9 protein-coding genes and 1 riboswitch are annotated in these 10,949 nt (G+C 49.6%); of the genes, 5 read left to right on the top strand and 4 right to left on the bottom strand.

All coding sequences use genetic code 11. The features are described from left to right. The first annotated feature begins 122 nt into the window (after positions 1 to 122). Positions 123 to 1,253 carry a PsbP-related protein gene (locus FS806_RS23875; RefSeq protein ID WP_144941694.1) on the top strand — a complete coding sequence of 377 codons (1,131 nt, stop codon included), beginning with the start codon at positions 123 to 125 and terminating at the stop codon, positions 1,251 to 1,253. A gap of 247 nt (positions 1,254 to 1,500) precedes the next feature. On the opposite strand, the gene FS806_RS23870 is transcribed toward FS806_RS23875, so the two are convergent. Next, positions 1,501 to 2,682 carry a KamA family radical SAM protein gene (locus FS806_RS23870; protein WP_144941692.1) on the bottom strand — a complete coding sequence of 394 codons (1,182 nt, stop codon included), beginning with the start codon at positions 2,680 to 2,682 and terminating at the stop codon, positions 1,501 to 1,503. 253 nt (positions 2,683 to 2,935) lie between these two features. Then, positions 2,936 to 3,075: riboswitch (cyclic di-AMP (ydaO/yuaA leader) on the bottom strand. A 273-nt stretch (positions 3,076 to 3,348) separates the two neighbouring features. On the opposite strand from FS806_RS23870, the gene FS806_RS23865 reads away from it, so the two are divergent. The 4 genes from FS806_RS23865 to FS806_RS26900 are packed head-to-tail and all read left to right on the top strand — an operon-like array spanning position 3,349 to position 5,805. Beyond that, positions 3,349 to 3,927, top strand: coding sequence for an SET domain-containing protein (locus tag FS806_RS23865; RefSeq protein WP_144941690.1), 579 nt, complete (start codon positions 3,349 to 3,351; stop codon positions 3,925 to 3,927). A gap of 41 nt (positions 3,928 to 3,968) precedes the next feature. Further along, entirely contained in the window at positions 3,969 to 5,237 is a 1,269-nt protein-coding gene (locus FS806_RS23860) for an S-adenosylmethionine decarboxylase related protein (RefSeq protein WP_144941688.1), read from the top strand. 57 nt (positions 5,238 to 5,294) lie between these two features. Next, positions 5,295 to 5,645 carry a hypothetical protein gene (locus tag FS806_RS23855; RefSeq protein WP_144941686.1) on the top strand — a complete coding sequence of 117 codons (351 nt, stop codon included), beginning with the start codon at positions 5,295 to 5,297 and terminating at the stop codon, positions 5,643 to 5,645. Positions 5,646 to 5,676: 31 nt separating this feature from the next. Continuing rightward, a complete protein-coding gene (locus FS806_RS26900; protein WP_260982238.1) occupies positions 5,677 to 5,805 on the top strand; it encodes a hypothetical protein in 129 nt (42 codons plus the stop codon). 197 nt (positions 5,806 to 6,002) lie between these two features. On the opposite strand, the gene alr is transcribed toward FS806_RS26900, so the two are convergent. Genes alr through FS806_RS23840 form a run of 3 tightly spaced genes read right to left on the bottom strand, consistent with a single transcriptional unit; the run spans position 6,003 to position 9,656 of the window. Next, on the bottom strand, positions 6,003 to 7,184 hold the full coding sequence (gene alr, locus FS806_RS23850; RefSeq protein WP_144941684.1) for an alanine racemase: 1,182 nt from the start codon (positions 7,182 to 7,184) through the stop codon (positions 6,003 to 6,005). Then, the gene (locus FS806_RS23845; protein ID WP_144941682.1) at positions 7,174 to 8,571 is read right to left on the bottom strand and encodes a UDP-N-acetylmuramoyl-tripeptide--D-alanyl-D-alanine ligase; all 1,398 of its coding nucleotides are present in this window, start codon (positions 8,569 to 8,571) and stop codon (positions 7,174 to 7,176) included. The genes alr and FS806_RS23845 overlap by 11 nt, the downstream gene beginning before the upstream one ends. Continuing rightward, positions 8,571 to 9,656 (bottom strand): D-alanine--D-alanine ligase, encoded by a 1,086-nt coding sequence (locus FS806_RS23840; RefSeq protein WP_144941680.1) that lies wholly within the window; start codon positions 9,654 to 9,656, stop codon positions 8,571 to 8,573. Before FS806_RS23840 ends, FS806_RS23845 begins: the two co-directional genes overlap by 1 nt. Positions 9,657 to 10,949: the final 1,293 nt, after the last annotated feature.

The raw sequence follows: 10,949 nt of genomic DNA, 5'->3' as shown, positions 1-10,949 counted from the left end.
CATTGAACGGGGATTCTGGGGACAAAGACGGGTTATCCACAGATTTGAGTTATCCACATTCCGATTTCATGTTAAATGTTGTTAATTTATCAATTTATAGAAAGAAGGCTGAGTTAAGTACGATGATGAAGAAAAAATGGAACGTGCTGTTGGCAACTACCGTCCTAACAGCGGGAATTTTGTCCGGATGCGGTTCGGATAACAAACCACCGACAACAACCGACCCTTCGCCAAGTCCTACGGCATCCACCGAGCCTTCGGCTTCCCCGACGGCCAGCCAGAAGCCTGCGGCGGACGGGAAAGAGCTGAAGAGCAAGGACGAGAGCGTGCAAATTACTGTTCCTAAGGATTGGAAAGAGAATGACTCGCTAAACGCGCAGGCCATTCTGGGCGCAGCCAACCTTGTGAAAGAAAAGTACGTGATTGCTGTTCCATTCGCTAAATCGGAATTTGCTGACGATACTACGCTTGATGATTTCATGACCGTTGCTAATCAGAACATCGAAATGACCGCGGAAAATACAAAAATCAGTGAAACCAAAGATATTCAAATTGACGGCATCCCCGCAAAACAAGCCGTTATTTCGGCCGAGATTACCGGTATCAAAGTCCGTTATTTGATTACATACCTGGAGAAAGGCAACCGTTTCTATCAATTGGCTGCCTGGACATTGGATGAACGCTATGATGAGTACGAGGAAGAATTTACTAACGTCATTAATTCTTTCCGGGTTCTGAAAGATGATGTTGAAACTACGGCCGGGAACGGTTCGGATTCCAAGACGAGCGGCAAGGATGTCGTACTTACCGATAGTGCAGACTTGACGGAAATTACACTGCCGGGCGGCTGGACGGAAGCTAATGGGCTGAACGACGAAGCCGACCTCCAAGCCCTTAATCTCTCTGCAGGAAACGAGAACTATCTGATGGTTCTTAACGAGCCCAAGACAGATTTCGACGACGGATTTACGCTGCAAGAATACTACGATTTGATTATGTCCATGCAGACAGACGGTTCTCTCATCGGCAACGCCGTCCATTCCGATCCTGTTGAAACAGATATTAACGGTAACAAAGGCATCCAGTTTGAAGTCCGGGGAGAAGTGGATAAAGTCAAGATCGCTTATCTGTTTACACTGGTAGAATCCGAAAACGGCTTCCACCAAGTAATTTTCTGGACGAATGCCAATAAAATGGATGATAACAAGCAAACTTATATCGACGCAACCAACACGTTTAAAGTTAAGAAGTAATTACACTAACCGGTGAGCTTTCGGAATCGATGCGGGAGCATTTATGGCTGCACGATATCCGGCAGTCCGCGGAATTTATCAAGCAATGGCACTTATTAAATCATTAGCAGGAGCGAAGGGGCGTACCAACACCCCTTCGCTCTTTTTTCCGGGTGGAAGATTAATCCCGGCTCCGAAAACGCGATGAAGGCGCCTGCCTCAGTCCGGAGCACAGAACGCCTTCGTATTCATATCACTGCTATATTAATTATGACTGGGCTACTCTTGCTCTCCTTCTTTGCGGCATGTCGGGGAGCTCATTGACAGAGACCACCTGATCGGTTTTCTTCCTGGGCTTCTCCCAATACTGTTCATTGCCCGGCAAATCATCGAACCAGGCCGCATCGTCAGGGCAATCCAATACCATAAACCGGCCATAATGCCCCTCTCGGGATTGGTGATATTTCAAATACGCTTTGCCGTCCTGAATCGCCAAAATTTCAATTTTGCCGGAAGTATGGCTCATCGAGAGGCGCACACGCTTACCCAATCCGGAAGTGAGAGCTTTGGCTTCTTCCACGATCTCGTAAGCCCGCTTCAAGGGGAGTACAAAATCTTTGTTACCGGCAACCGGACGGTTGATAAAGAAATAATACGGAGTGACGCCCGCCCAGGATAGCTGGTCTAACAATTCTCCCAGAACGACAGGGTCATCGTTAATTCCTCTCAGCACCGGAGTCTGGTTGACAACAATGGCTCCTGCTTCATGAAGCGCCTGAAATGCCCGTTTCGCTTCCGGTGTAATTTCCCGCGGATGATTAATATGAGCCATTACATATATTCGTTGTTCAGGAGTCGAATAAGTCCGAATCGTATCCAGCAATTCCTGGTCTTCGTATATCCGCATTGGGTTAAAAACGGGGATTTTGGAGCCGAGGCGAATAATTTTGACGTGCTTGATTTCCCGAAGCCGTTGGAAAATCATCTTCAGCTTGGAGGTGGCGAGAATCAGACTGTCTCCGCCTGTCAGCAGGACGTTGTTGATTTCGGGATGCCGGGAAATATATTCAATTCCCGGATCTACATCCAGCATCGCCTCTTTGACATCGTTGCGGAATAGCCGTTTGCGGAAGCAATATCGGCAGTAAGCGCCGCAAACCTCCGACACAATCAACAGAGCTGTTGTCTTATACTTGTGCTGGCAGCCGGGAACCACATAATTCGTGTCCTCGTCGGAAGCATCCCAGCGGCCGTATTCGAGAAGCTCTCCTTCATTGGGAATTACCAGCTTCTTAATGGGATCATGGGGATCTTGCCAATTGATTAATCCTAAATAATAGTCGTTAACCCGAAAAACGAACTTCTCCGTTATTTGCTTAAGCTTTTGTCTCTCTTCCTCCGGTATAGCCGTTATCTTGTCGATATCGGTGATATACTTCGGCTGGGCCATTCCAATTCCTCCTTTATTCTGTTCAAGTCGTGTCTCTTCCTATCTTAGTAATGAGCAGGAACCAAGAGCCTATAGGCGGAGGTTCGCTTAGAATCGATTCTTCGGTATCCACGTTCAACACCCCATTCCAATCAGTGTATAAAAGCAAAAATGTCCCGCCCTGACGGAAAGCCCATCTCTGTCAGCGGCGGGACCCTATACACAAAAAGACCCTACAAGGGTCAAAGTGTAAGCAAGTTTGCTCCTATATCAGTCTTGACCCATCCACTGCAGACGAGGTTAGCTGACGGGCTCGGGAAGATGGTTCCCTACATTCGTAAAGCAATGATTCGCCCCAATAACTGGTTCCCCCGCTTTCCGATGTGATAATCGGAAATTAAGCGTAATCAAATTGTATAGCAGAATAAGGAAATTGTCAACCATTAAGCCTTGACAACCATCCTTTACAAAATCGGCCATCCCCTTCCTTTTACTGCTCAACGCCATTATCCCCTCCCCTAACTGATTGATTTTTTGCCCCTCCCTCGCCGTTATCTTCTCCGCTCCTGCATGACTCCGCGATAGCTAGACCCATTTCTATCACGAAATCTCTCATTATTAAATACTCTATTACTATTAGATAAATCTATTAAATTGCTTTATCAAATTTTGAGGACGGTGGTTTGTATGATTCATCCGGATACGGAGCTTCGCTTCGTTAACGAAAAGATAGGGCTCGGCGTATTCGCGACCAAATTTATTCCTAAAGGAACTATTGTTTGGGTATTGGATGACTTAGATATGATTCTGGACGAGGATTACGTCGATTCTCTGGAACCGCTGCGGCGGGATATCGTCTACAAATACGCTTACCAAAATGAAAAAGGAGAATATGTTCTGTGCTGGGACCACGGAAGATACATCAATCACAGCTTTAATCCTAATTGTATAGGAACGGCGTATGAACTGGAATTAGCGGCGAGGGACATCCATCCCGGCGAAGAGTTAACGAGTGATTATGGAATTTTGGGGGATGAGGAGCCCTTTGTATGTGTGCCGGAGGAAGGCACCTCCCGGACTATAGTCATGCCCGACGATTATTTGCATTATTACCGGTTGTGGGATGAGATGGCCGCGGAAGCCTTCAAATATTTTAATCAGGTGGATCAGCCTCTGAAGCATCTCATTCCCCGCAAATTCAGAAAAAAAGTCCATGCCGTCGCCGCAGGCCTGAGACCGTTGGATTCGATCCTGACTACGTTTTAGCCTTATTCGGCCTGGCTGGAATTTGATGAAAGAGGTGAACGATATTGGCAACTAACTTGGTGATAAGCCTGCTCGGAAGCAGCGGAGGGGTAGCCAAAGCATTGCTTGCCTTGTTAAATCATTCCTGTCAACACGCTTCCGCCCCACTCCACTCCCTTCTTCAGAACAGTCAAATCCATTTGATAGATATCCGGCAGAAACCATTGAATCATTACCGGACAAGATATCCGTCCCTGGCTGACAAACTGGCCGTACATTCGTTCGATTTGGCAGACACGGACCGCTTTAAGGAGCATTTGCTCCATACCCGGACCAATCTCGTTATTGATGTCTCCTGGGCCGATACCGTCGGCATGCTGGAATGCTGCAATGAATTCGGCATTTCCTATATCAACTCGGCTCTGGAAAATACTTGGGTGGACGAAACGGAGGCCGTGGAGAGATTCACCCTGCTGGAAAGATATCGCATTGTAGATGAAGCAAGGGATAAGTATACAAATATGAAAGGAATTCTGTGCTCGGGAATGAACCCGGGGGTCGTCCAGTGGATGGCCATAGAGATGATTAACCGTTACCCCGATGAACGTCCGCTCGCTTGTTATATAGTAGAACAGGATACTTCCTTCTATAGAGATCCGTCCGTCATTCAAGCCAACACCGTCTACTCCTCCTGGTCACCTGAATGTTTCCTTGACGAAGCCATATTAAATTACCCGGTGTTTATGAAATGGCGTTCTCCTTTCGTCATTTTTAGAGAAGTGTACGAGCTGGAGTTCAAGGTCACCCTTGGGGACAAAAGCTTCTACGGCTGCCTTATGCCGCATGAAGAGGTTGTCACGTTAGGGAAATTGTATGACATGGAGGTCGGCTTCCTCTATCGGGTCAGCGAATACATGACCGATATCATCCGAACGAATCTGGACAATGTGGACGATTTATGGGACTGGCATCACCGGGTGCTCGATCCCGAGGAAGCGGAATTATTGGGCGAGGACCTGGTCGGGGTGCTGCTAGTATACGAGGATAAAGAACGCTATATGTATAATGTTTTGGACAATCGTTCCATCTTTCGCAAATTCGGAATCAGCGCCACCTATTTTCAGGTCGCTTGCGGACTGTACGCGGCAGCTTCGGCGGCGATGCTGGACAGCCTTTCTTCAGGAGTGCATTATGTAGATGAACTTCTTCTAGCCTCGGCTTCCCGCTACGGCAGTTATGTATCGTATTACATGAAGCATTTTGTTACAGGGGAAAACCATTCCTCGGACGGTTTGTTATCCGACCGGATCAAAGAAATACCGACGGAATAGACAGCAGCCATCCCGGAATGATACGATGGGGAAAATATATGGATACAGGTGGCTTCCATGAATTCAAGAGGTAGAATGGGACTTCTGCTGCTTTCCTTTCTGCTTGTTGCAGCTTCGATTCCCGTGGGTATATCCGAGTCTGACGGCCCTTTAACGATCGGCGATCCTTTGCTGTCATCACGGCAGCCGGATTCCTATCTCCACTCCGTCGTCAGAAGCTTCGAGCCTACAATGGCCGTTCTCATCGCTGTAGTTTTATATCTGATCTTTCTCCGGAAGAAGCTGCTGCCGCTTTTTCGTTTTCGTTATGCAGATTTAATGATCTTCAAACTGCGGCATCGGCAATTTCTGATGCCTATCAAGTTTACGTCCACTTTCGTGGGCTTCCGTATAGATTTGTTCCGGTGAACATTTCTATACAGAGAGGAGCCTGAGGAACATGCGGCAGAACAAGCCACCTGTGGATGAGAACGATCCGAAGCGAATTAACAGAGAGCTGTTAGGGACATTGCTGTTTCTGATTTTCGCCGGTGTCGTCATCACGGTTGCCTACTTTTGGATAGGTTGAGAAAAGCAATTGGCATCGATTCCGCAAATCCTAATCTAGTGAAGCAGGCTAGTGGAGTGTTAAGCGGATTCCGGCCCATAGTTCTTAATTAAGAAACCGTCCGGCAGATACGCTGTCGGACGGTTATTATTGTACATATCCTCGCCGGCATAGCCGGCCTGCTTCCCGCGCTTCCGCCCCGCTTCTCTTCTTAATGATTAGCCTGTAGCTTTGGATAGCGCACGAGCGGAGATGATCTCGCTCATGCTTTCCGCTCCTCGATAGATCCGGGGCACCCGGGCGGTTATCATGGCCAGAACTTGCTGGGGGATGCTCCCGATATGATCGGCCAGGTCGTTCAGTTTGATTTCCCTGTCCCTTTGCTTCCCGATCAGCGTTACCGGTGTACCGACGGGATAATATCGGGGCAGCCGGATGATGATTTGATCCATGCAAATATTTCCGGCAATCGGAGCCGCTTGTCCATCAACAAGCGTATAGAAGCCTTGATACCCTTTGCAGCAGCCGTCCGCATAACCGATGGAGACGGTGCCCAGCCACTCGTCGCAAACAGCCGTGTAGGAACGGTCATAACCAATGCTTTCGCCCTGCTTTACATATTTGACCTGCACGATTTCCGAATGCAGGGACAAGGTCGGCTTCAGCTCGACATCCAATCTCCGCTTGACTTCCCCGTCACATGGATTGATTCCATAGACAGCAGCCCCTACCCGCACCATATCGAGAGAGAACTCCGGATATTGCAGTGCCGCTGCGCTGTTGGAGCAATGTGCAATAAAGCCGGCAAAACCGGAATCAGCTACCCACCCTCTCATCTCTTTAAAGCGGCTGAATTGCCGTTTGTAATAATCTGAGTCCGCCTGATTGGCTGTTGCGAAATGAGTATACACCCCTTCCACAATGAGGTCTTCACTCTGCAAATATGGGGCCATCGCTTCCCATTCGGAGAAATGGCGAATGCCGATGCGGCCGAGGCCGGTATCCATTTTGACATGCACACGCAGCGGCTTGCGGCTCTGCTTGTGCCGTCTCATCTCCCTCAGCCAGCCTTCATCGCAAACCGTCAGGGAAATCCCGTATTCCGCCGCCAGGTCCGCATCGGCCGGAAGTGCCGGCGTCAGTACGAGAATAGGTACTTGAATGCCGCTTTCCCTAAGCTGCAGCGCCTCGCTGATCAGACCTACGGCCAGCGCATCGGAACCGGCCTGTAAAGCGGCGGCCGCCGCCTGTACGGCACCATGCCCATATCCGTCCGCCTTCACGGCCGTCATGAACTTTGTCTTCTGAGGCAGACGCCTGCGGATTTCCTTAATGTTGTGGCGGATTGCGTCCAGATGCACATCTGCCCATGTATGTCGGTACCTCGGTTTAACCACCATATCCGCTCGCCTCTTTTCTGAGAGTCTCGACCACTTCCTCAAGCTGCCAGCCCCTGGAACCTTTGATTAACATAATGCAATCCTCATGAAGCTCTTCCTTTAACAGTTCGGCCAATTGCTCTTTATCCATACAGCTGGTAATCCGGCTCTCCTCCATATTTTTCCTGGCCGCTTGGGCAATATGTGCCGCCGAGGTGCCCAATGTGTACAGGGCGTTCAGTCGCTCCCCGTCCAACTGCTCTCCGATTTCCCGATGCATTCGGTCCGACTCCTCCCCAAGCTCGACCATATCTCCAAGAACCGCAATTTTGCGCTTGTCCGGATTCAAGGAGTATAAGGTGTCCAGCGCAGCCCGCAAACTGGTAGGGTTCGACTTATAAGCATCGTTGATAATCAGGCATCGACCGGCCTGAACTAGTTCGTTGCGCATTCCGGTAGCTTCCACTTGCAGAAATCCTTGCCTGATCTGCTCATAAGTAAGTCCAAAGTGGCGGGCGGCAGCAATGACGCTCAGCGCATTGATCACCTGATGTCGGCCAAGAAGAGGGATAAACATTGGCGGACAATCAGGATCGTTAATGGAGAAGCGGACCCCCTTGTCCTCAAGCCGGTATTCGACAGGATAGAGCTGCTGCCCGCGACCGCTGCCGAATGATACGGTTTCGAACTCCACCGTAAGCTCGTCCAACCGGTCGGTTAACCGGGGATTATCCCCGTTATAGATGAACAGGCCGTTCTTCCGCAGACCGCATAGAATTTCCAGCTTCGCTTGGACTATCCGCTCCCGGGTCTTCAAATCGCCCAGATGAACCTCGCTCACATTAGTGATGATCGCTGCATCGGGCTTGGCCAGCGAGGCCAGACGATAGATTTCCCCCAATCCGGACATGCCCATCTCTACAACGGCCATTTCCGTATCCTCTTCCAATCGCAGCAGGGTTAATGGAACGCCCAGATGGTTATTCAAATTACCCGGCGTTTTCATAGTCTTATACTTCACAGACAGGACGGCGGCCAGCATATCCTTGGTCGATGTTTTTCCGTTGCTGCCGGTAATCCCGATAACCTTCACCGCCAGCTGCTGACGATATGCTTTGGCCAGACTCTGCAGAGCATCCACCGTATCATCGACAAGCACCAGAGGGATGTCCTGCGGCGGATCCAATTGCTTGCGGTCCCAGAGTACAGCCGCGGCACCGCCGGCCAGCGCCTCCCTGACGAAGCTGTGACCGTTAAAGCGATCGCCAATGATCGGAACGAACAAATTTCCATCCTGTACGGAACGCGTATCTATGGATACTCCCCGCACTATCGTGTTCCGATAGGCCTCCCGGGGCAGGTCTGCTCCGATCATTTCCGCTATTTGACGTAAGGTTCTGGTAATCATTATTCATCTCTCCTGTAATTACGTGCCTGCTTCCGCTCATGCCGCTCCAAAGCCAGCTCAATCAGCTTGTCAATGAGCTGAGCGTAGGTGGTGCCGTTCGTTTTTTCCCATAACGTCGGGAACATGCTGATTTTCGTAAACCCCGGCAGGGTATTCACTTCATTGATATAAATGTCATTATCGTCGGTAACGAAAAAGTCCACCCTCATCAATCCGGCCCCGTCCAACGCCGTAAAGGCTTGAATGGACAGATCCATCAACCGGCTGTGTATATCGTCGGTCAGGCGGGCGGGGATTTGCTGAATAAGCCGGCCGCTCTTGTATTTTTTATCGTAATCAAAAAAATCCAGTTCCTTAATAAATTCTCCGGCCACGGAGCATTGCGGGTGATCGTTGCCGATGACCGCCAACTGAATTTCCCGGCCGATCACTTCCTTCTCGATCACGAGCTTCCGGTCATACTGCAGCGCTATGTGGACAGCTCGGCACAAGTCTTGGCGGTTGTCACACCGGCTAATGCCCACACTGGAGCCAAGGTTGGCCGGTTTAACATAGCAGGGATAGCCGATCCTCCCCTCGATCCGCAAGCATTCCCGCTCCGCATCGCTCTGCCATTCATGCTGCAGCAGTGCGGTATAATCAGTTTGCGGAATTCCTGCTTGAGCGAACAGATCCTTCATGATGACCTTGTCCATCCCGGCAGCGGAGGACAGAACTCCGTTGCCCACATAAGGAACATCCATCAGCTCGAGCAAGCCCTGGACGGTTCCGTCTTCCCCGTTAGTCCCGTGAAGCACAGGAAGAACGACCTTCTGTTCCGTCCCTTCCGAAAACAGCTTGCACAGCAGATTGCCTATCGAGGCCGCCGGACGGGTGTCCGGGTGTTCCGCCTGCAGCTCGGTGACGTCGGTCAGCTCATGATCGAGCAGGCCAAGGCTGCACCATATTCCTGCTTTCGTAATATAGATGGGATAAACATTATATTTTTGCTTGTCCAATGCGTTCAGCACCGTGAGGGCCGTCAAGAGAGAAACCTCGTGCTCCGCCGATTTCCCGCCATATAATACATACAGATTCGTTGTCATCTCTAATCCTCCCGGATATTAATTATTGATGGAGTGCGTATTTCATAAAAGAAACTAGATGGAGCTCTGAATACAGAACTTCACGCTGCGACCTTTCTGTATCCTCATTTCCGGAGCTCCTGCTTCCGGCATAAATAACTATAGGAAAAAGAGCTGAAAAGTAATTCAATTAATCCTTAAGAAAACATAAAGAAAAGTGAAATAATCTTTAACAAAAGCCCCTTCAGAGAGGCCCCGGCTCATCTCCCCCCCGCCAAAAAACGAACCGTGAAGCCCAGGGAGGAAAGAAGCAGTGTGCAATCCGGGCGAAGCGAAGTGTGTGTACACTCTGACACACTCTGACGTAAAGCAGCCTCTCGATGTTCATTCGTATTTCTTCCTCTCTCTAAGCTTGGGACTATTATCCCGTTGACTCAGACAGGAGCGATGACCCGGGTTCCATCACCTGATTTGACTTCAACCATTTTTTATAACTTTTAAAACGATGATCGATATTAGCCCGAATTCCCTCGCACGAGGACAGTGAGCGAAAGGGATAATAAACAGATGGACCAAGATCAGGGGACGATGACGGTATACACGGGACACTGAGCCAAGGGGATAACAAACAGATGGACTATGATCAAGGGACGATGAAGGTATGCACGGGACACTGAGCCAAGGGGATAACAGACAAATGGACCAAGATCAAGAGACGATGAAGGTATGCACGGGACACTGAGCGAAGGGGATAATAGGCAAATGGACTAAGATCAAGAGACGATGAAGGTATGCACGGGACACTGAGCCAAGGGGATAACAGACAAATGGACCATGATCAAGGGACGATGACGGTATACACGGGACACTGAGCCAAGGGGATAACAAACAGATGGACCATGATCAAGGGACGATGAAGGTATGCACGGGACACTGAGCCAAGGGGATAACAGACAAATGGACCAAGATCAAGAGACGATGAAGGTATGCACGGGACACTGAGCGAAGGGGATAACAGGCAAATGGACGGTAAATGAGACACGGTTCCGGCTGATTGTAATGATGCAATAAGAAGCGCCCTGAACGGACAAAACTGTGAAAGAACCGTGATAGCTTTCGAAAGAAGTGTTAGGCCAGTATATCCATTCACATTTGCCCTTCTCTTTCATCGTTGCCCTTTGAATCATTGGAACAAAGGAGTAAGAGAAAGCACCTTGCATCCGGGTCGGCAACAACATCGCAAAGACGAGGTCGAGTAGGCGGGGCCTTTCCTTCGAGGATTGTGCCCCTTACCCCTCACAGATCCGTACGTGC

It is taken from the genome of Paenibacillus sp. 32O-W (assembly GCF_007679495.1).
Classification (GTDB): Bacteria; Bacillota; Bacilli; order Paenibacillales; family NBRC-103111; genus Paenibacillus_L; species Paenibacillus_L residui.
The sequence above is the reverse complement of the archived record's forward strand: the minus strand, read 5'-3'. Positions and strand labels throughout refer to the sequence as shown.

Bases quoted from the DNA above. Each gene is read 5' to 3' on its own strand.
- alr (WP_144941684.1), bottom strand. From the start codon at position 7,184: ATGGTGGTTAAACCGAGGTACCGACATACATGGGCAGATGTGCATCTG.
- FS806_RS23840 (WP_144941680.1), bottom strand. From the start codon at position 9,656: ATGACAACGAATCTGTATGTATTATATGGCGGGAAATCGGCGGAGCAC.
- FS806_RS23855 (WP_144941686.1), top strand. From the start codon at position 5,295: ATGAATTCAAGAGGTAGAATGGGACTTCTGCTGCTTTCCTTTCTGCTT.
- FS806_RS26900 (WP_260982238.1), top strand. From the start codon at position 5,677: ATGCGGCAGAACAAGCCACCTGTGGATGAGAACGATCCGAAGCGAATT.
- FS806_RS23845 (WP_144941682.1), bottom strand. From the start codon at position 8,571: ATGATTACCAGAACCTTACGTCAAATAGCGGAAATGATCGGAGCAGAC.
- FS806_RS23870 (WP_144941692.1), bottom strand. From the start codon at position 2,682: ATGGCCCAGCCGAAGTATATCACCGATATCGACAAGATAACGGCTATA.
- FS806_RS23865 (WP_144941690.1), top strand. From the start codon at position 3,349: ATGATTCATCCGGATACGGAGCTTCGCTTCGTTAACGAAAAGATAGGG.
- FS806_RS23875 (WP_144941694.1), top strand. From the start codon at position 123: ATGATGAAGAAAAAATGGAACGTGCTGTTGGCAACTACCGTCCTAACA.